The 20,341-nt window shown below is 29.0% G+C and carries 18 protein-coding genes, 1 tRNA gene and 1 rRNA gene; 16 read left to right on the top strand and 4 right to left on the bottom strand.

The genetic code is table 11. The features are described from left to right. Positions 1-11: 11 nt before the first annotated feature. From AVBRAN_RS07280 to AVBRAN_RS07270, 3 genes are all read left to right on the top strand, one after another. Positions 12-1,520: ribosomal RNA gene (locus AVBRAN_RS07280) — 16S ribosomal RNA — on the top strand. A gap of 122 nt (positions 1,521-1,642) precedes the next feature. Further along, a tRNA-Ile gene (locus AVBRAN_RS07275) sits at positions 1,643-1,719 on the top strand. Positions 1,720-2,401: 682 nt separating this feature from the next. After that, positions 2,402-2,803: an antibiotic biosynthesis monooxygenase gene (locus tag AVBRAN_RS07270; RefSeq protein ID WP_214150678.1), complete on the top strand. Its 402-nt coding sequence runs from the start codon at positions 2,402-2,404 to the stop codon at positions 2,801-2,803. Positions 2,804-3,179: 376 nt separating this feature from the next. Here the strand turns inward: AVBRAN_RS07270 and AVBRAN_RS07265 are convergent, their stop codons facing one another. Continuing rightward, positions 3,180-3,848: an HAD family hydrolase gene (locus AVBRAN_RS07265; protein ID WP_239802928.1), complete on the bottom strand. Its 669-nt coding sequence runs from the start codon at positions 3,846-3,848 to the stop codon at positions 3,180-3,182. 111 nt (positions 3,849-3,959) lie between these two features. Between AVBRAN_RS07265 and AVBRAN_RS07260 the strand changes: the two genes are divergently transcribed. From AVBRAN_RS07260 to hemH, 7 genes are read left to right on the top strand one after another with little or no spacing between them, the layout of a single operon-like run. Continuing rightward, a complete protein-coding gene (locus tag AVBRAN_RS07260) occupies positions 3,960-4,358 on the top strand; it encodes a MarR family transcriptional regulator (RefSeq protein ID WP_214118266.1) in 399 nt (132 codons plus the stop codon). A gap of 9 nt (positions 4,359-4,367) precedes the next feature. Further along, a complete protein-coding gene (locus tag AVBRAN_RS07255) occupies positions 4,368-5,618 on the top strand; it encodes an MFS transporter (protein WP_214118268.1) in 1,251 nt (416 codons plus the stop codon). A gap of 8 nt (positions 5,619-5,626) precedes the next feature. Next, on the top strand, positions 5,627-6,370 hold the full coding sequence (fabG, locus tag AVBRAN_RS07250; RefSeq protein WP_214118270.1) for a 3-oxoacyl-ACP reductase FabG: 744 nt from the start codon (positions 5,627-5,629) through the stop codon (positions 6,368-6,370). A 55-nt stretch (positions 6,371-6,425) separates the two neighbouring features. Continuing rightward, positions 6,426-6,659: an acyl carrier protein gene (acpP, locus tag AVBRAN_RS07245; protein ID WP_214118272.1), complete on the top strand. Its 234-nt coding sequence runs from the start codon at positions 6,426-6,428 to the stop codon at positions 6,657-6,659. A 9-nt stretch (positions 6,660-6,668) separates the two neighbouring features. Further along, positions 6,669-7,922: a beta-ketoacyl-ACP synthase II gene (locus AVBRAN_RS07240; protein WP_214118274.1), complete on the top strand. Its 1,254-nt coding sequence runs from the start codon at positions 6,669-6,671 to the stop codon at positions 7,920-7,922. A gap of 5 nt (positions 7,923-7,927) precedes the next feature. Continuing rightward, complete coding sequence (locus tag AVBRAN_RS07235; RefSeq protein WP_214118277.1) at positions 7,928-8,863, top strand: acetyl-CoA carboxylase carboxyltransferase subunit alpha; 936 nt, start codon at positions 7,928-7,930, stop codon at positions 8,861-8,863. Positions 8,864-8,905: 42 nt separating this feature from the next. Then, complete coding sequence (gene hemH / locus AVBRAN_RS07230) at positions 8,906-9,835, top strand: ferrochelatase (RefSeq protein ID WP_214118279.1); 930 nt, start codon at positions 8,906-8,908, stop codon at positions 9,833-9,835. A 1,313-nt stretch (positions 9,836-11,148) separates the two neighbouring features. Here the strand turns inward: hemH and AVBRAN_RS07225 are convergent. From AVBRAN_RS07225 to nrfH, 3 genes are all read right to left on the bottom strand, one after another. After that, a complete protein-coding gene (locus AVBRAN_RS07225; protein ID WP_239802927.1) occupies positions 11,149-11,691 on the bottom strand; it encodes a hypothetical protein in 543 nt (180 codons plus the stop codon). Between the two features lie 184 nt (positions 11,692-11,875). Next, complete coding sequence (locus tag AVBRAN_RS07220) at positions 11,876-13,555, bottom strand: ammonia-forming cytochrome c nitrite reductase subunit c552 (RefSeq protein ID WP_239802926.1); 1,680 nt, start codon at positions 13,553-13,555, stop codon at positions 11,876-11,878. Between the two features lie 11 nt (positions 13,556-13,566). After that, entirely contained in the window at positions 13,567-14,034 is a 468-nt protein-coding gene (gene nrfH / locus AVBRAN_RS07215) for a cytochrome c nitrite reductase small subunit (RefSeq protein ID WP_214118286.1), read from the bottom strand. A gap of 279 nt (positions 14,035-14,313) precedes the next feature. Between nrfH and napA the strand changes: the two genes are divergently transcribed. The 6 genes from napA to AVBRAN_RS07185 are packed head-to-tail and all read left to right on the top strand — an operon-like array spanning position 14,314 to position 20,299. Then, the gene (gene napA / locus AVBRAN_RS07210; RefSeq protein WP_239802925.1) at positions 14,314-17,085 is read left to right on the top strand and encodes a periplasmic nitrate reductase subunit alpha; all 2,772 of its coding nucleotides are present in this window, start codon (positions 14,314-14,316) and stop codon (positions 17,083-17,085) included. A 5-nt stretch (positions 17,086-17,090) separates the two neighbouring features. Continuing rightward, positions 17,091-17,843, top strand: coding sequence for a ferredoxin-type protein NapG (napG, locus tag AVBRAN_RS07205; protein WP_239802924.1), 753 nt, complete (start codon positions 17,091-17,093; stop codon positions 17,841-17,843). After that, complete coding sequence (napH, locus tag AVBRAN_RS07200) at positions 17,843-18,646, top strand: quinol dehydrogenase ferredoxin subunit NapH (RefSeq protein WP_214118290.1); 804 nt, start codon at positions 17,843-17,845, stop codon at positions 18,644-18,646. The genes napG and napH overlap by 1 nt, the downstream gene beginning before the upstream one ends. Next, positions 18,643-19,164 (top strand): nitrate reductase cytochrome c-type subunit, encoded by a 522-nt coding sequence (locus AVBRAN_RS07195; RefSeq protein ID WP_214150317.1) that lies wholly within the window; start codon positions 18,643-18,645, stop codon positions 19,162-19,164. The genes napH and AVBRAN_RS07195 overlap by 4 nt, the downstream gene beginning before the upstream one ends. Continuing rightward, entirely contained in the window at positions 19,161-19,988 is an 828-nt protein-coding gene (locus tag AVBRAN_RS07190; RefSeq protein ID WP_214118300.1) for a hypothetical protein, read from the top strand. The genes AVBRAN_RS07195 and AVBRAN_RS07190 overlap by 4 nt, the downstream gene beginning before the upstream one ends. Beyond that, positions 19,988-20,299 carry a chaperone NapD gene (locus tag AVBRAN_RS07185; protein ID WP_214118302.1) on the top strand — a complete coding sequence of 104 codons (312 nt, stop codon included), beginning with the start codon at positions 19,988-19,990 and terminating at the stop codon, positions 20,297-20,299. Before AVBRAN_RS07190 ends, AVBRAN_RS07185 begins: the two co-directional genes overlap by 1 nt. Positions 20,300-20,341: the final 42 nt, after the last annotated feature.

Raw genomic sequence — 20,341 nt, 5'->3', positions numbered from 1 at the left:
TAATCATTTAAATTATGGAGAGTTTGATCCTGGCTCAGAGTGAACGCTGGCGGCGTGCCTAACACATGCAAGTCGAACGATGAAGTCTAGCTTGCTAGACGGATTAGTGGCGCACGGGTGAGTAATGTATAGCTAACTTGCCCCTTACAAGAGGACAACACTTAGAAATGAGTGCTAATACTCTATACTCCGCTCTAACATAAGTTAGGGTGGGAAAGTTTTTCGGTAAGGGATAGGGCTATATTGTATCAGCTAGTTGGTAAGGTAATGGCTTACCAAGGCTATGACGCATATCTGGTCTTAGAGGATGATCAGACACACTGGAACTGAGACACGGTCCAGACTCCTACGGGAGGCAGCAGTGGGGAATATTGCTCAATGGGGGAAACCCTGAAGCAGCAACGCCGCGTGGAGGATGACACTTTTCGGAGCGTAAACTCCTTTTTTACAAGAAGAATACTGACTGTATTGTAAGAATAAGCACCGGCTAACTCCGTGCCAGCAGCCGCGGTAATACGGAGGGTGCAAGCGTTACTCGGAATCACTGGGCGTAAAGGGCGCGTAGGCGGAGTAGTAAGTTGGATGTGAAATCTAATGGCTTAACCATTAAACTGCATTCAAAACTGCTATTCTAGAGTAAGGGAGAGGCAGATGGAATTAGTAGTGTAGGGGTAAAATCCGTAGATATTACTAAGAATGCCAATTGCGAAAGCGATCTGCTAGAACTTAACTGACGCTAAGGCGCGAAAGCGTGGGGAGCAAACAGGATTAGATACCCTGGTAGTCCACGCCCTAAACGATGTATGCTAGTTGTTGGAATGCTAGTCATTTCAGTAATGCACCTAACGGATTAAGCATACCGCCTGGGGAGTACGGTCGCAAGATTAAAACTCAAAGGAATAGACGGGGACCCGCACAAGCGGTGGAGCATGTGGTTTAATTCGAAGATACGCGAAGAACCTTACCTGGGCTTGATATCCTAAGAACCTTGTAGAGATACGAGGGTGCTAGCTTGCTAGAACTTAGAGACAGGTGCTGCACGGCTGTCGTCAGCTCGTGTCGTGAGATGTTGGGTTAAGTCCCGCAACGAGCGCAACCCACGTATTTAGTTGCTAACAGTTCGGCTGAGCACTCTAAATAGACTGCCTTCGCAAGGAGGAGGAAGGTGTGGACGACGTCAAGTCATCATGGCCCTTATGCCCAGGGCTACACACGTGCTACAATGGCATATACAATGAGAAGCAATACCGCGAGGTGGAGCAAATCTATAAAATATGTCTTAGTTCGGATTGTTCTCTGCAACTCGAGAGCATGAAGCCGGAATCGCTAGTAATCGTAAATCAGCTATGTTACGGTGAATACGTTCCCGGGTCTTGTACTCACCGCCCGTCACACCATGGGAGTTGATTGTGCTTTAAGTCGGAATACTAAACTAGTTACCGCCCACAGCAAAATCAGCGACTGGGGTGAAGTCGTAACAAGGTAACCGTAGGAGAACCTGCGGTTGGATCACCTCCTTTCTAGAGTACATACTCTTTAACTCACACTAAAGAGTAATAATAAATATTTCAAGAGCTCTTGAGAGCTTGTTTGGATATCAAAGGTTGAAATGAAATAAGATAACAATAATTCTACTTCTTAAGGGCCTATAGCTCAGCTGGTTAGAGTGCACCCCTGATAAGGGTGAGGTCACAAGTTCAAGTCTTGTTAGGCCCACCATTTTTATTCTTTTTATCTATCTTTTAAATTATTTTTTTAAATCTTTTTAATATATGTAGTTTTTAGTATTATTTTAGGTTTTACTTGTGTATTTATTTTAGATTAAAACTTATAAATAATATTTATATTTTTAATGATATTTGAATTTATTTAAAAATACTTATTTTTACTTATTTAGCTTGTAGTTATGTTTAAAGCTATTTTTATATAAATTATAATACTTATTAAAGTGGTGTGATATTTGATAGCATATATATTATCTTTTTAAAATAACTCTTATAGTAATAAGTAATTTAAATTATAAGTGATAATTATGTTTTTACTATTAAATAAAATATTAGTTGTATTTTTAAGAGTTAATATAATTAATGTTTTTATAAAGTATTTATAAGTTTTAAATTCTTTTAATAAAAATAGCTTTTTATGTTTAGTGATTATGTTTGAGATTGTTTTATTATGGTGTGTGTTTTTAATTGTTTTTAGTAGTTAGTGAAGGTTGTTTTAGAATGAGATTTTAATTGCTTTTTAGTTTTTAATTTAAAGTATTGTTTATGTTGTTTAGAGTGGTTGGGGGGGGGTTAATGGGTGTTTTTAGTATTTAATGGATTAGTGGTTTATGGTGGGGGAATAGTTTATGTATTTATAGTATATTGTTTGGTTTAAAAAATTGAAAGGTTGAAAAATGAAAAAAATATTAGCTTTAATTTTATCGCTATTTGGATTATCTTCTAATATTTATGCTGATGATAATATTAATAATAAAATGTTGGTTAGAATTTCTGTTGTTGAAGTTTATCCAGAGTATCTTGATGAATACCTTGTTATTGCAAAAGAAGTTGCTGAAGCTTCAATTGAAAAAGAAAAGGGTGTAATATCTATTTATCCAATGATGCTTGTAAAAAATAATAATATAATTAATATTTTAGAAATTTATAAAGACCAAGAATCTTATAATAAACATATTAATTCCGAACATTTTCAAAAATATAAAAAAGGCACATTGCATATGGTAAAATCTCTTGAATTACTTGATTCTTATCAATTAAGTGATAAAAATTTTAAAGCAATTTTTAAAAGACAATAATTTCTATATGTTTTTTAATTAAAAGTATTAAATAGATTGTGTGTTTTATAGACAAGGAGTATAATAATTTATTTTAATATCAATTAATTTAATTAGTAATTATTATCTTAATTAATTATAGCAGTAATTTTTATAGTATTTTTAATGTATGTATGGATACTTAATTGCACTAAAATATATTATAAATATCAAAATATTATATATTATACAGATATAATAGTCCCTATTGAAAAATAGGTTTAATTAAGTGGTAATAATAAATATTTTATATAGTTAAAATTAAAATAAATATATTTATTAGTTTTTTAAATTCCATTCTAATTTATTGATATAAGTAAAACTAATTTTTTATTAAATTAGTTTTACTTTATAATATTTATTTTTTTAAAATATCTTGAACGCATTCAAGTGGGGTTGTAAATATTTTATCGCAACTTTGCTTGAGAGTATTTATATCTGTGTATTCAAATAAAGTTACATAAGCATTCACTCCAGCAGCTTTAGCAGCTTCTGTATCGTTTAAAGTATCTCCTATCATATAAATTTTACTAAAGTCAAATTCTTTTTTAAGTTCGTTAATTTCAAGCATTTCAGAGCCTTTTAAACGACTTAGTGCTTTATAAATTGGTTCTGGATTTGGTTTGCAGTATTTTACTTCATCACCACCCACAACTACGCTAAAATCATCTAAAATGTCAAAATCTTTTAAAATTTCTTTAGCAAAATAAACAGATTTTGTAGTTACTAATCCTACTTTAGCATTTTTACTAGCAAGTTTTACTGCTTCTTTTGCCCCATTTAAAAGACTAGTTCCGTCTTTATAATATATTTTATAATTTTGTCTATATAATTTAACTATATCAGCAACTTGCTCTTTTGGCACTCCTATTGTTTCAAACATTCCTTCAGTAGACATTCCAATTAATGTTTTTATATATTCATCACTTAAATTAAAATTATAACTTTCTAAGGCTTTTCTAAGACTAGTAATTATTGGCTGGGTAGAATCGATTAAAGTTCCATCTAAATCAAAAAATATAATCATTTGTATCCTTTTTTTATTTTAAGCTTAGCAAAATAAAGCTAATTTATTGACAATTTACAAATTTAATTATAAAATCTAATTTAATTGACTTTATCAACTATTAGGAATAACATGTTTTTTAAAAAAATTACCTATGCAAATAGAAAAATAATCAGTAAAGTAAATGAAATTTTAAAGCCATTTAATATTAATGCGACTGATTGGAGAGTGTTTTATTATCTTAGCTCAACAAAAAGTGCTAGTTTAAGTGAGATTTGTGAGTTTTATCAGATGGATAAGGCTATTGCGTCTAGGATTTGTAAGAAACTAGAAAAAGCAAATTATTTAGAAATTTCAAGCTCAAATGATAAAAGAGAAAAAATCATTTCACTTAGTTTAAAAGGCAAGGAATTGTTTTTTGATGCAAATATTTTAATTTCTAATTACGAAAAGCAAATTTGTGATGATTTAGACTATGCTGAATTTGGATTATTCATTAATATGCTTGATAAAATCAATAAAAAATTATAAGGAGTTTTTATGGGATTATCCAAAAAGTATAATATTTGGAATAAGAATTTTATTTGTGTTTTTATTATTAATTTTGTTATTTGTTTAGTGTTTTTTATCACTACGATTGCTTCTACAGATTTTGCAAAAACTATATTACAATCTAGCACAGCAATAGCAGGTCTTGCTAATGGTATTTTTGTAATTGGAGCACTATTATCAAGACTTTATTTTGGCTCAATTATTGATAATATAAACATAAAAAAAGTTATGATTATTAGTTTAGTTTTGTATTTTATACCTAATTTATATTACTTGTTTTTATCAACTAATTTTGAATTAATATTATCAAGATTGCTTGCTGGTATGTGCTATGGTGCATGCTCTTGTGCTTGTGGTGCTGCAGTAGCTAGACTAGTGCCTAGCAATAAAAGAGGAATTGGTATAGGATATTATGCGGTTAGTGTTGTATTAAGTTCTGCTATTGGACCATTTTTAGCAGTATATTTAGTGGGTAAAAATAATTTTAATTTATGTTTTATAATTTCTTTAATTAGTATATTAATAGCATTAATTTCAAGTGTAGTAATAAAAGTTAAAAGATTTAGAAAACATAAGATAAATCATGTTAAAAAATCTTTTTCAATTTTTAATTATATTGAAAAATCGGTTTTGGGTGTTGCTTATGTTGTATTTTGTATGGGTTTTGTTTATGGAGCAATTATTGCTTTTATAAGTTCTTATTCAAAAGAGCTTAATTTAATTGAAGCAGGTTCATTATTTTTTGTATTTTATGCTTGTATTAGTGTGTTTTCAAGACCAATTTCAGGTAAAGTATTTGATAAAATAGGTGCAGATTATGTAATAGTTCCTTCTATTTTGTTTTATGTAGCAAGTTTAATAATTTTAGCTTATACAAACAATTCTTTAATGATGTATTTATCGGCTATTTTTTGTGCTTTAGGATATGGAAATGCCACTTCAAGTCTTCAATCACTTGCTATAAAATTATCTCCTAAAGAGAAAATGGGCTTAGCAAATTCAACATTTTTTATAGCTTTAGATGTTGGAATGGGTATTAGTCCTTATTTGTTAGGTTTGATTGAGCCTAGTTACGGGCATTCTAGGATTTATGAAATATGTGCGGGGATAATTTTGTTTTCTTTAATATTGTATTATGCTTTTGTTATGAGAAAATCAAAAGATTTTAAAAAAGATTTAAAAGATTATGAAGATAATTTTTTAGAAAAAAATCACTCGGATATTATCATTAAAGACTAGGAGAAAATATGAAATTTAGTGGAAAAAATGTATTAATTACAGGTGCATCTAAAGGCATTGGTGCTGAAATAGCTAGAGTTTTAGCAGGATTTGGTCTAAAAGTATGGATTAATTATCGTTCAAAACCTGAACTTGCAGAGAATTTAAAACAAGAAATTGAAAAAAATGGTGGTAAAGCAGCAATTATTTGTTTTGATGCAAGTTGTGAAAGTGATTTTACAAATGCTATTAAAACAATAATTGATTGCGATGGAGAATTAAGTTATTTAGTAAATAATGCAGGAATTACAAAAGACAAATTAGTTTTAAGAATGAGCGAAGCTGATTTTGATGATGTTATAAAGGCTAATTTAAATTCAACTTTTATAGGTTGTAAAGAAGCATTTAAAGTAATGAGTAAAAAGCGTTTTGGTAGTGTTGTAAATATTAGTTCAGTTGTTGGTGAGATGGGAAATGCAGGTCAAGTAAATTATTCTGCTAGTAAAGGTGGAGTTATTGCTATGACTAAGTCTTTTGCTAAAGAAGCAGCTAGTAGAGAAGTTCGTTATAACGCAATTACTCCAGGATTTATAGAAAGTGATATGACAGATGTATTAAGTGATGAAATTAAACAAACTTATTATAAAGCAATTCCACTTGCTAGATTTGGTAAACCTAGCGAAGTTGCAAATGCAGTTGCGTTTTTGTTAAGTGATTATTCTAGTTATATTACAGGTGAGATTTTAAAAGTTAATGGCGGAATGTATGTGTAATTTATTTACACTTTTTTGTAAGAATACGAGTTTAATTTTATTTTAGGAGAAAAAAATGTCTATTTTTGAAGATGTTAAAAAAGTTATTGTAGAAGAATTAGGAGCTGATGAAGCTAGTATTACACCTGATGCTAAAATTATTGAAGATTTAGGTGCAGATTCACTTGATGTAGTTGAATTAATTATGGCTTTAGAAGAAAAATTTGATATTTCTATTCCTGATGAAGATGGTCAAAAAATCGCAACAGTTAATGATATAGTAAAATACATAGAAGCAAAAAAACAATAAGGATTTAAATTGAGAAGAGTAGTAGTAACTGGCATTGGAATGATAAATGCCCTTGGGCTTGATAAAGAAAGTTCGTTTAAGGCGATTTGTGATGGAAAAAGCGGTGTTGGAGAAATTACTCTTTTTGATACCAGTGATTTAAGTGTTAAAATTGCCGCAGAAGTTAAGGATTTCGATCCTTTAACAGTATTAAATGCAAAAGATGTTAAAAAAGCTGATAGATTTATTCAACTTGGATTACACGCTGCAAAAGAAGCTATAAGTGATGCTAATTTTAAAATGGTTGATGGCGTGATTAGTGAAGTTGATTTAGATGAATTTGGAGTAGTAAGTGCAGCAGGAATTGGTGGCTTACCTAATATTGAGAAAAATTCTAATGTATGTTTGCAAAAGGGCGCAAGCAGGATTTCGCCTTTTTTCATACCTTCAGCTCTAGTTAATATGCTAGGGGGAATGGCTTCAATTGATTATAAATTGAAAGGTCCAAATTTATCTTGTGTAACTGCTTGTGCAGCAGGAACTCATGCAATTGGCGAAGCTTATAAAACAATAGTTTGTAATCAAGCAAATAAAATGTTAGTAATTGGAGCTGAATCAGCTATTTGTGCAGTAGGTATAGGTGGATTTGCTTCAATGAAAGCTTTATCTACTAAAAATGATACTCCAGAAACAGCTAGTAGTCCATTTGATGCTAGTAGAGATGGCTTTGTTATGGGAGAAGGTGCAGCTGCTCTTGTTTTAGAAGATTATGAAGATGCTAAAAAAAGAGGTGCTAGAATATATGCTGAAGTTATAGGGTTTGGTGAAAGTGCAGATGCAAATCATATAACTTCTCCAGCTTTAGATGGCCCATTAAGAGCTATGAAAAAAGCTTTATGTATGGCAAAGGGATTTGATTGCTCTGCTAATAAAATTAAAATTGATTATATTAATGCACACGGAACATCAACTCCAGCTAATGATAAAAATGAAACAGCAGCAATGAAAGAATTGTTTAAAGATGATATGCCTTTAGTAAGTTCTACAAAAGGTCAAACAGGACATTGTTTAGGTGCTGCTGGTGCTATTGAAGCAGTAATTTGTCTAATGGCTATGAGAGATAGTATAGTTCCACCTACAATAAATTATAAAAACCCTGACCCTGATTGTGATTTAGATTATGTGCCTAATGTGGCTAGAAAGCATACAATTAAAACAGCTATGAGTAATTCGTTTGGTTTTGGTGGAACGAATGCTTCAGTGATTTTTAGAAAATTGGATTAATTAAGATGGCAGCTTATTTAGATTTTGAGAAAAATATTCAACAATTAGATGAAGATATTATTAATGCTAATATTAAAGGCGATATAGAAGCAGTTAAGATTTTAAAAAAGAATTTAGAAAAAGAATTAACAAAAACCTATAAAAACTTAAGTGATTTTCAAAAGCTACAGCTAGCAAGACATCCTGATAGACCATATTCTCTTGATTATGTGAGAATAATTTTAAAAAATGCCCATGAATTACATGGAGATAGGGCATTTAGAGATGACCCTGCTATAGTTTGTTTTGCTGGTTATATTGGCGAGCAAAAAGTAATGTTAATAGGCGAACAAAAAGGTCGTGGAACAAAATATAAATTACATAGAAATTTCGGTATGCCACATCCAGAGGGTTATCGTAAGGTTTTAAGATTTGCTAAAATGGCTGAAAAATTTAAAATACCTATTGTATTTTTAGTAGATACTCCAGGTGCTTATCCTGGAGTAGGAGCTGAAGAGCGTGGTCAAAGTGAGGCAATTGCTACAAATTTATATGAATTAAGCGCTTTAAAAACAATAATTATTTCTATAGTAATTGGAGAAGGCGGAAGTGGCGGAGCTTTAGCTTTAGGTGTAGCTGATAAATTAGCTATGCTTAAAAATTCAGTGTTTTCTGTAATATCTCCTGAAGGTTGTGCTGCTATATTATGGAATGACCCAAGTAAAAGTGAAGCTGCAACAAAGGCTATGAAAATAAGTGCTGATGATTTATATGAGCAAGGATTAATAGATGATATTATAGAAGAAGGCATTGCTCATAGAAACAAAGAGATTACTGCAAATAATATACAAAATTATGTTTTAGAAAAAATAGAAGAACTAAAACCATTAAATCTTGATGAATTGGTTGCAAAAAGAATGCAAAAAATTCTCAAATTGGGTTCTTTTAATGAAGACAAATAATATTTATCCAAGTATCTTACTTGGATAATTTTAGGTTTGTATATGAAATATGTTTTTTTACTCAATATGGGTGGTGTAAATCAAATTGATGAATGTGAAGTATTTTTAAAAAATATGTTTAATGACCCAAATATTTTGGGAATAAAATCAGATTTTTTAAGAAGTCTTGTAGCGTTTATGATAAGAAAATTTCGTATTAAATCTATGAAAGAAAATTATAATAAAATAGGTGGTAAAAGTCCTTTAACTAAAATCCAAAAATCTCTTTGTGATAAATTAAATTCTTTGCAAAAAGATTTTCATTTTGATTTTATATCAACTTATGTTCCGCCTTTTGCTAAAGAAGTCTTAGCTAAATATGATTTTAAAGATAATGATGAAATAATACTATTTCCTTTATATCCACATCATTCTATAACCACTACTACATCATCTTTACAAGATTTTTATAAAAATTTTGATAAAAAAATCAATATAAAAGAAATACCTTATTTTTACCAAGATGAGCTTTATAATAATATTATTTTAAATGAGATACAAAAATATAAAAATATTGATTGTTTGATAATATCAGCACATTCTTTACCGATAAAAACTATAGAAAAGGGTGATATTTACGAAGAGCATATAAAAGAACATTTTGCTATATTAAAGGATAAATTACAAAACGATTTTAAAGAAATTAAATTAGCTTATCAGTCAAAATTAGGACCTGTAAAATGGTTAGAACCTGCACTTAGTGATGAATTAGATAAATTAGGCAATAAAAGTGTTTTAATATATCCATTATCATTTTGTATTGATTGTTCTGAAACTATTTTAGAATTAGATATTGAATATAGACATCAGTATAAAGGTGATTATAATGTGTGTAAATGTCCAAATGATAGTGAAGATTTTGCTAAATATATCTTAAGCAAATTGGAATTTGCAAATACTAATTTAAATTATGAAAGTCAAAATAAAATTTAAGCTTAAAATGATTTTTTATAACTAATATAAATAACTTATCAAAAGAATTTCAATAATTTTACTTATTTATAATTGGTATCTTATTTATTCTTTATAATTTATATTAAGTTTTTGAAATTCTTATTTCAATTTTTTAGATTTTATGGTATTTATAGATAGATTTATTTAGAGTATAAAATAGTAGTTTGGCTAAAATTAGATTTAAAAAATAAACTTTTATTTTAAATTCCATAGTTTTTAAGTTAAGATATATATTTTATTAAATTTTAAACTAATTTTAAAAATATAAAAGATTAGAGTTTTAAGTATTTTTGTTAGCAAAGCAAATAAAATTATAATTAAATTTGTAAAAATAACATTAAAAAATGTAAGTAGTAAATATATATCATATACAAAATGTGGCGAATTTTTAAAATCACTTAAAGTTTTATAATGGAATTTAAAGAGCTTTTAAAGTATAAAAACTAATGCACAAAATTATATACTTGTAATATATATAATCGTTATTAATTTTACAAAATAGGTAAAATTAAATTAATCTTATTAAGGCCTTAAAATCATATTTTAATGATATTTTATGTAGTTTGAGTTTTTAAAAATAATATTAAGTCAAGCTTAAGCAATATATTCCATAAAAATTCATCTAACTTTAGCGAGTAAAAAAAGTTCTTGGCTTTAAATATTTTTATCTATAATTTAAAGCTAATAGTAAGTTTTTGTTATCACAATTTTAAAATGTTGCAATGGTTAAGAATATTGATTTACAAGGCAAATATTTGCTTTGTAATTTTTTCTGTTTTCATTTAATAAATTTAAAAATTAATAGATTTTTTCTATTCAAAAACTTATTCTGATTTATTTTTACTTAGAAGGGGATGGATACAAACTTCATTTAGTTATTCTCGTATCCTTATTACATAATTAGTCATTATCTTTGTTTAACATAATCTAGGTTTTTCTAACCTTTATACTTACTTATATTTATAAAAATCAAGGTAGGTTTCTTAACAGCAGTTTTTATATTCTAGTTGTTATTTCATTTATTTTAATGTTAAATATTATGGAATTTAAAATAAGAATTTGTATTTGAAATTTATAATTTAAATTCCATAATTTAATATGAAAAATTACTAATAAAAGCTATTTAAAATACTATTAATTGCGTATGTTTTAAATTCTAATATTTTAGATTTTATAAATAAGTTTAGTTTTAAAATTTAGAATTTAAAATGAGGAATTTGATTTTTAATACAGATTATATTTATGTTACTTTTATTAGCTGTAATACCTTTAAAACTCTTAATAACTTAGATTTAAATTTTAAAGATTTTATCTACAATACTAAAAACATTATAAAATATTTTATCATCTATGATTGAAACTTTTTTATTAATACTCTTTGCATTTAATAATTCTATGAATTTTTCTAAATCATCTGGATTAAGCAATTCGGTGTTTATAATGCTGCTAAAGAATTTGTTTTTATAAGATAGATGTAAAATTTTGTGTGATGAAAATCTAGTTTTTAAATATTCGAAATAATATTCTTTTAAATTATCATAATATATCCTTGTTTTACTAAAAAGCCTAATGATTTCAAAATACTCATCATAACAGATAATTTTTCTTATCATAAGTGGAAAAAGCATAAAACGAAAATGGTGAGGAAGGGCAAATAAAACAAATAGCAATATCACTAAATAACCATCATTAAAATACAAAGAACAAGCAAAAATTAAAATGATAAACAAGCATACAATAACATTAGGAAATAATAAAAATAGTGATTTATATATAGAAAACAATAAGCTTTTTTTAAGATTTACTATCAGAATTATTTCTTTATCATTTTGCATAATATAAGCCTTTTTTTGATAATTTAAGATTACATTATTTTAGCAATTAAATTAGTTAGCTTTAACACTAATTAAAATATATTTAAACTAAATTCTTATTTTCAATTATATAATGTTTTAATTTTTATGCTATTAAAATTGGGCTTTAATTAATGAGTAAATTGCGAGAAAATCTCGCAATTTTTTATTTAAAGTTTAGATTTTTTACATCCTCATCAACTTTTTTCATAGCTTCTGTTGGTAGAGAACCTGTTGGTGGTTTGTGATCTAGCTTTAGAGGTGCTGCTGGAATTGTTGCTGTTTTTGTTAATTCAATTTTAATTCCATAAGGAGCTAACGCATTTGCTAACTCTGCTTGTCCTTCTCTAGCTACTTCTTTACATTGACCTATAATTCTCATAAATTCTTGTGGTGAGTGGAAGCCATAGCTATTTTCACTAAATGATACGTCCCATCTAATATGTGCTTTTCTATGAGCATATTGTGCTTTTTCTATAACTTTTGAAATAGCATCATCTCTTGCTTTATCTTCAAGACTTGCAAATTCAGGAAGTTTTGCTAATTCTTCACGAGCTGTTTTTATATCAGCAATTAATGCTAATAAGTTATTTTCACAACCTCTAAGCTCATAAGCGTGGCGATTTTGAATAAAGCTAATTCTATCTTTTAATACTTGTTCGCTTTGTGGATGGCAAGTTTTACAAGCTGCATTTATATCAGCTAATGGAGATAGTATATTGTGATTAGTTACTTTGTTTGCTCCATCTCTTTTGTATGGCATATGACAATCTGCACAAGTTACACCACTTCTATAATGTAAAGAGCTTGAATACATTTCAGCTTCTGGGTGTTGCATTTTAATTATTTTTGTTTTTGTATCTTTTTGAATGTAATCATATGGGAATTCGCCATTTGCAAATTTTTCATCATAGTATTCATCAAAATTCTCTATTTTAAATGCTTCATCTTTTTTCCATTTTGTCCATGGGAATGTTAAAGTGCTATCTTTACCTTCAAAATAATACTCAACATGGCATTGCATACAAACATAATTTCTCATTTCTTTTCTACTAGCTTTGATACCACTTTTAGCGTCTGCTTCATAGCCTCTTAAAACCATAGCATTAACAAAAGCAGGGCGAGTTACACGAAGGCTCATATCATCTTGGTTATGACAATCTGCACAGGTTGATCCCATATGAGAGCCGTGAATTCCATCTCCGTATTTTTCTTCTACTTTTTTCATAACATCAAAATAAGGCATTTTATTCATATTTGTCCAAGCTTCTTTCATAGCTTCACCTTTATCGCCAAATACATCAAAAAATCCCATTTTCTTTGCACCCATTACTTCAGTTTTACCTAGCATAAAACTTGGGCTTAATTTATCACTTTTATAAATAGCAGTTAAGTAACCAGTATGGCAATTTACACAAGCACCAGGCTGACCTTTAAATGCAGGTAATCCGTGAGCATTTAGATATTCTTTATTGTTTCTTTTTGTTTCCATTTGGTCAATTTGTGAGTAATAGTGAGTTCTTGGTTTAGAATAATCAACCGCAAAAGCATATCCATTCCAAAATGTTGTTGCAGCCGGCCAGCGAATAATCTTACTATAAGGTAAGCTTCCACCAAATGGTGTTTCAATATACTCATCTTTCATTTGTAAATAACCATCTAATTGAGCTGGGAAATTTCTACCCCATTTTGCAAAATCTGGTTCTTCATCACTAATTTCAAAAGTTTTTAATGGTTGAGTTTTACTTTCACCTTTATGTTCTGCAATGTTTGTATTAAGTGCAAATAAGCCTGCACCACCTAAAGCAGCTACCACAATAGCCGCAACATAAACTGATTTTGACATATTTTCTCCTTTTAATTATGTAAATGACCTATTGTTCTATGACAGCTAAGGCAATCAAGTGGCTCGCTATTTAATTTTGTCGTTGCATTGATTGCATTATGTGCGTAGTCTTTATGACAAGTCGCACAATTGCGATTAACATCTTCATGTGTCATTTCGGTAGGTTCTAAATTAGGTGGATTTCCTCCTACTGTAAAATAATAGCCGTGTTTTAATCCGTGATAAGCTTTTTTAGTCCAATAAGCTACCACATCACCTTGAGGTAAATGACAATCTACGCAACCTGCATTGCTTGAATGCTCACCTTTTGCCCAGCTATCATAAACATCTGTCATAATATGACATTTGCTACAGGCTTCAGGTTTAGAAGTCATCATTAAAAAGCCATCTGCTATTATAAAAGTATAAATTCCACCACCAATAAAAATCCCAATTACTATGCAAAGGGCTAATAAAAGTTTGTTTGTTGGTTTTTTCATTTATACACCTTGTGAAAATTTGAAACACTACTTTAATATAAAAAAGCTTAAAAATAATTGATGGTAATTAATATATTTTTTTCAATTTAATTTAATTTTTAAATATTTTATATTATTTTATGAATGTTTTTTCAATTTTTATTGAATTAAGAATTTTAAGTTAATTTAATGTTGATAATATTTATGCGCTTTACTTTAAAAAAAATATTAATCTTAATCAATAAGATTTTAAAGCAAATAATCTAATCTATTTTTACATTATTATTATAAGGAGAATAAATGCAAAGACGAGATTTTTTAAAGAGCACAGCAGTTGCAAGTGCAGCAGCTTGCATAAATCCTACTATTGCTTTAGCAAAAGACGAAACAAGTGAATGGACTTGGGATAAAGCAGTTTGTAGATTTTGTGGAACTGGCTGTGGTATTATGGTTGCTACTAAAAATGGCAAAATTGTAGCTACTAAGGGCGACCCTGAAGCACCTGTAAATCGTGGTTTAAATTGTATTAAAGGATATTTTAATGCAAAAATTATGTATGGAGAAGACAGACTTGTAACGCCTTTATTAAGAGTAAATGCTAAGGGTGAATTTGATAAGAACGGAAAATTTGCTCCAGTATCTTGGAAAAGAGCTTTTGATGAGATGGAAAAACATATGAAAAAAGCTTTAAAAGAACAAGGTGTAAATGGTATAGGAATGTTTGCAAGTGGTCAGCATACTATTCAAGAAGGATATGCTGCTTCAAAATTATTTAAAGCTGGTTTTAGAAGCAATAATATAGACCCAAATGCTAGACATTGTATGGCAAGTGCTGTTATTGGCTTTATGCAAACATTTGGTATTGATGAGCCTGCAGGTTGCTATGATGATATTGAACTTACTGATACTATTATTTGTTGGGGTTCAAATATGGCTGAAATGCACCCAATTTTATGGAGCCGTGTAAGTGATAGAAAATTAAGAGACCCTGAAAAAGTAAAAATTGTAAATCTTTCAACCTATACAACAAGAACTAGCGATATTGCTGATATGGAACTTATATTTACTCCAAGTTCTGATATTGCAATATGGAATTATATTGCTAGAGAAATTGTATATAACAATCCAAAAGCAATTGATTGGGAATTTGTAAAAAATCATTGTGTATTTACAACAGGATTTGCTGATATTGGATATGGAATGAGAAATAATCCAAATCATCCAAGCTTTAGCGAAGCTGAAAAAGATACCGTAGCTAAAGAAAATGCAATCACTTTAGATAAAGATGAAGCAATAGCATTAAGTCATTTAGGTGTAAAAGATGGCGAAAAATTTGAAATGAAACATCAAGCTCAAGCAGCACTTAACTGGCAAATTCAATTTGAAGATTTCAAAAAAGCACTTGAACCTTATACATTAGATTATGTTGCAAGCGTAGCTAAAGGAAATCCTGATGAAGATATAGAAGAATTTAAGAAAAAATTAAAAGCATTAGCTGATTTATATATTGAAAAAAGCAGAAAGGTAGTAAGCTTTTGGACTATGGGCTTTAACCAACATACTCGTGGTAGTTGGGTAAATGAACTTGCATACACTGTGCATTTATTAGTAGGAAAACAAGCAAAACCAGGTGATGGAGCATTCTCTTTAACAGGTCAGCCAAGTGCTTGTGGAACAGCAAGAGAAGTTGGAACTTTTGCACACCGCTTACCTGCTGATTGGGTTGTAGCAAATCCTAAACATAGAGCTAAAAGTGAAGAACTTTGGAAAGTTCCTGAAGGAACAATTAATGGTGTTCAAGGAAATCACTTTATGCAAATGATGAGAAATCTTGAAGATGGAAAACAAAAATTCGCATGGGTGATGGTAAATAATCCTTGGCAAAATACTGCAAATGCAAATCACTGGATAAAAGCTGCTAGAGAAAAAGATAATTTTATAGTAGTAAGTGATTGCTATCCTGGAATTAGTGCAAAAGTTGCGGATTTAATTTTACCTACAGCTATGATTTATGAAAAATGGGGAGCTTACGGAAACGCAGAAAGAAGAACTCAACATTGGAGACAACAAGTATTGCCAGTTGGCGAAGCTATGAGTGATTTATGGCAATTATTAGAGCTTAGCAAACGCTTTAAATTAAGCGAAGTTTGGAATGAAGTAAAAATTGATGAAAAGACAACATTACCAAGCGTATTAGAAAAAGCTAAAGAAATGGGATATAAAGAAGATGATACTTTATATGATGTTTTATTTGCTAATAAAGAATGTAAAGAAATTTCATTAGATGATAGTGAAAGCTTAAAAGATTGGTTAAATAGTGAAGTTAAAGGCGATAGTAGAAATGTAAAAGGTAGTGATGGCAATGTATTTAAAGGCTATAATTTCTTTATTCAAAAATATTTATGGGAAGAATATAGAAAATTCGGAGCTGGTCACGGACACGATTTAGCTAGTTTTGAAACTTATCATAAGGTAAGGGGCTTAAGATGGCCTGTTGTTGATGGTAAAGAAACTCAATGGAGATTTAATACAAAATACGATGTATATGCTAAAAAAGCAAATCCTGAAGGTGATTTTGCATTCTATGGGGATTTTGATAAATCAATTAAAAGTGGTGATTTAGTAAAACCAACAAGCGAAGAAGCAACAGCAATTACAAATAAAGCTAAGATTTTCTTTAGACCATTTATGAAAGCACCTGAAAGACCATCTGAAGAATATCCATTCTGGTTATGTACTGGTAGGGTTTTAGAGCATTGGCATAGTGGAACAATGACAATGAGAGTTCCTGAATTATTCCGTGCAGTTCCTGAAGCTATGTGTTATATTCACCCAGAAGATGCTAAAGCTTTAGGAATTGAGCAAAGAGAATTAGTATGGATAGAATCTCGCCGTGGAAAAGTTAAAGCTCGTATTGATATGCGTGGAAGAAATAAACCACCAAGAGGTCTTGTTTATGTTCCTTGGTTTGATGAGAATGTTTATATTAATAAAGTTACATTAGATGCAACTTGTCCAATTTCAAAACAAACTGATTTTAAAAAGTGTGCAGTAAAAATAACTAAGGCGTAATATTTATGAGAAGGCAATTTTTTACAAATACTATAAAGATTTTAGCAGTTGGTGTTGGAACTTTTAGCATATTCAAACTAAACGATACACCAAAAAGTGAAAGCAAAATTGAACTTAAAAAGAGTTTTTTTCTACGCCCACCAGGAGTTGTTAGTGAAAAACATTTTTTGGCTAATTGCATTCGTTGTGCTAAATGTGTAAAAGCTTGCCCTTATAATACTTTAAGTTTAGCTAAGATAGGGGAATTTGCTAGTTTAGGAACTCCTAAATTTAGTGCAAATGAAATTCCTTGTTATTTATGCGATGATTTGCCTTGTATTAAGGCTTGTCCGACAGATGCGCTAGATAAAAGTATTGATAAAATTTCTTTAGTAAATATTGGTCGTGCAATAGTAGATGAAAGCTCTTGTGTAGCCCATTTTGGAATTCAATGTGATGCTTGCTATAGGGCGTGTCCTTTTATAGATAAAGCTTTAAAGCTTGAATATAAAAGAAATGAACGAACTAAAAAACATGCAATGTTAGTGCCTAAGGTTGATTATGATTATTGTGTGGGTTGTGGTTTATGTGAAAAAGTTTGTATTACTAAAAAGCCAGCTATTGTTATTTTGCCTACTAGTTTTATATTGGGTGAAAGAAATGATAATTATGTTAAAGGCTGGGTTAGTGGTGATGATGAAAGATTAAAACACATAGATACTAGCAAAAAACACGATGAGAAAAAAGCTATAAATTACCTAAATGATGGAGAATTTTAATGAAGATATTAAAAAATAAATATTTGATTTTAAGAAGATTTATCCAATTAGGACTTTTAGCTTTATTTATATTACCTAGTGCTGATTTTATTTTAAAAGGAAATCTTAGCTCTTCGCTATTATTTAATAGTATTAGCTTAAGCGACCCTTTTGCGTATTTACAAATATTTTTAGCAACTTTTACTCTTAATGTGGGATTATTTATATCTGCATTTTTAGTTTTTATTATTTATGCTTTGTTTTTGGGTCGTGCATTTTGTTCTTTTGTTTGTCCTGTTAATTTGATTACAAATTTAGCAGATTTTATCAAGCAAAACACAAGTTTTAAAAGCTCTAAGCTGACTAATTTTAAACAAAACACTAGATATTTTATATTATTTAGTATTTTGATTTTGTGTTTGATAGCAAATGAGCCAGTATTTGAAAAATATTCTCATATAGGAATAATTACTAGGGGAATAATTTTTATGCAAACTTCGGCTATATTTGTTGCAATTATTATATTTTTACTTGATTTATTTGTGCAAAGGAATTTAGTTTGTTCGCATCTTTGTCCATTAGGTGCTTTTTATAGTTTAATTTCAAAATTTGCTATGTTAAAAGTAAGTTATGATTTAAATAAATGCACTAAATGTATGAAATGCAAAATGATTTGTCCAGAAGCTCAAGTATTATCACTTATTACAAAATATAGTGGTAATGTTAGCAATAGTGAGTGCATTAAGTGTGCTAGATGTATTGAAGTATGCGATGATGATGCACTTAATTTTAATTTAATTAATTTTTTGAAAGGAAAAAAATGAAAAAAATATTTTTAAGTTTAGCTGCTAGTAGTTTGTTGATTGCTGCTAGTGTGAGTGATACTGAAATTGGTTTAAGAAAACATTCACTAAACGATGAAACAAAATTAGAAATCAAGAATTTTACATACTCTGAAAAAGAAGCTGGAGAAGCAGAGCGTTTTGAAAGAGCTTATTTAAATGCTCCACCACAAATTCCACACAATGTAGAAGATTTTTTACCAATTACTCAAGATAATAATATGTGTCTTAGCTGTCATGATTTAGGTGCTGATAATGAGCGTGTAAAGCTTAGTATTGAAGAAGCAACTCCTATGCCAGCAAGCCATTATTATGATTTAAGAAATGAGAAAAAACTTGATTCTATATCTCAAGCAAGATATAACTGCGTTCAATGCCACGCACCACAAGCAAATATTGATAGTGGAATCAAAAACACATTTAAGCCTGATTTTAGAAATGATGAATTAGGCAGACATCGTTCAAATTTACTTGATGTAATAAATGAAGGATTAAAGTGAAAAAATTGCTATTATTTATAGCTAGTTTAGGTTTAGCAAGTGAGCTAAACCTAAATGAATTAGAATATTTAGAATATGATTGTTATATAAACTATATTAATAATGAATTTGTAGCGTGTGGCAATGATATTTATAAAAATAATGATAAGGTTTTAAGCCTTGATGATAATATTATTTTTATTGATGATTACGATAGTAGCATTTTAGCAATTAGCTCAAAAGATGGATTAAAGACTTTAAACATTTATAAAGATAATAAATTATTGAAATTTAAAATCTCAAGCGATATTAATAAGGCATTTTTATACAAAGATAAAATAATTCTTACTTCTTTAGGAAGCGAACTAATCATAAGAGATTTATCATTTAACTTAATAAAAAAAGTTCATTTTTCAAATGCAAGCATAAATGCTGCAAGTATTAATAAAGAAAAGGCAAAAATTGCTTTAGGATTTGAAAGTGGAAAAATAGTTGTTTATGATTTAAATTCTAATGATTTTATAAGCAAGGAAGTTCATAAAGATAATATTTATAATGTAGATTATAAAAAAGATAATATTATTTCTTGCTCAACTGATAGAAAAGTTATAATTAATGATGATAAATTAAATGAAATTACTAATATAGAAAGTGATAATTTAGTTTATAATTGCGCTTTAAGTGATAATTTAAATTTTGCTTATTCTTGCGATTTAGAAAATAATATTTGTATAGGTAAGGATAAAATAAATATAGGTAATTTATATCTTAATTCAATATTATTTGATAAAAATACATTAAAGCTCAATGCTTATTCAAAAATTTTATACAAAAAGGATTTTTAATGATTTCATCTTTAGTAGTTATTGCAAATGAAGAATTTGAAAACGAAATAAAAAATATAAAAGATGCCAACATAGAGCAAGTAATTGATAAAAAATTTATCGTTTTAATTGAAGCTAGTGATTTTGACAATACTTTAGCAACTTTTAATGCCATTAAGCGATTAGATAGTGTTATAGATGTTAATATGGCTTTTAGTGAAGCTAGTGAATTTGATTTAGAAATTAACGCTCAAAAAATAGCAGATAAAGTAAATGCTTTAGGCAATGCAGAGAATATTGAGTATTATGGAAACATTTATAATAAATATTAATAATTTAACTCGTAATTTTTTTATATTTTTATCTTTTAATAT

This window comes from Campylobacter sp. RM12651, from assembly GCF_022369475.1.
Lineage (GTDB): Bacteria > Campylobacterota > Campylobacteria > Campylobacterales > Campylobacteraceae > Campylobacter_E.
This window is presented reverse-complemented; position numbering and strand designations above follow the sequence as displayed.

Bases quoted from the DNA above. Each gene is read 5' to 3' on its own strand.
- AVBRAN_RS07235 (WP_214118277.1), top strand. From the start codon at position 7,928: ATGGCAGCTTATTTAGATTTTGAGAAAAATATTCAACAATTAGATGAA.
- AVBRAN_RS07185 (WP_214118302.1), top strand. From the start codon at position 19,988: ATGATTTCATCTTTAGTAGTTATTGCAAATGAAGAATTTGAAAACGAA.
- AVBRAN_RS07225 (WP_239802927.1), bottom strand. From the start codon at position 11,691: ATGCAAAATGATAAAGAAATAATTCTGATAGTAAATCTTAAAAAAAGC.
- AVBRAN_RS07260 (WP_214118266.1), top strand. From the start codon at position 3,960: ATGTTTTTTAAAAAAATTACCTATGCAAATAGAAAAATAATCAGTAAA.
- acpP (WP_214118272.1), top strand. From the start codon at position 6,426: ATGTCTATTTTTGAAGATGTTAAAAAAGTTATTGTAGAAGAATTAGGA.
- hemH (WP_214118279.1), top strand. From the start codon at position 8,906: ATGAAATATGTTTTTTTACTCAATATGGGTGGTGTAAATCAAATTGAT.
- napH (WP_214118290.1), top strand. From the start codon at position 17,843: ATGAAGATATTAAAAAATAAATATTTGATTTTAAGAAGATTTATCCAA.
- AVBRAN_RS07220 (WP_239802926.1), bottom strand. From the start codon at position 13,555: ATGTCAAAATCAGTTTATGTTGCGGCTATTGTGGTAGCTGCTTTAGGT.
- napA (WP_239802925.1), top strand. From the start codon at position 14,314: ATGCAAAGACGAGATTTTTTAAAGAGCACAGCAGTTGCAAGTGCAGCA.
- AVBRAN_RS07255 (WP_214118268.1), top strand. From the start codon at position 4,368: ATGGGATTATCCAAAAAGTATAATATTTGGAATAAGAATTTTATTTGT.
- AVBRAN_RS07195 (WP_214150317.1), top strand. From the start codon at position 18,643: ATGAAAAAAATATTTTTAAGTTTAGCTGCTAGTAGTTTGTTGATTGCT.
- napG (WP_239802924.1), top strand. From the start codon at position 17,091: ATGAGAAGGCAATTTTTTACAAATACTATAAAGATTTTAGCAGTTGGT.
- AVBRAN_RS07265 (WP_239802928.1), bottom strand. From the start codon at position 3,848: ATGATTATATTTTTTGATTTAGATGGAACTTTAATCGATTCTACCCAG.
- fabG (WP_214118270.1), top strand. From the start codon at position 5,627: ATGAAATTTAGTGGAAAAAATGTATTAATTACAGGTGCATCTAAAGGC.
- nrfH (WP_214118286.1), bottom strand. From the start codon at position 14,034: ATGAAAAAACCAACAAACAAACTTTTATTAGCCCTTTGCATAGTAATT.
- AVBRAN_RS07270 (WP_214150678.1), top strand. From the start codon at position 2,402: ATGAAAAAAATATTAGCTTTAATTTTATCGCTATTTGGATTATCTTCT.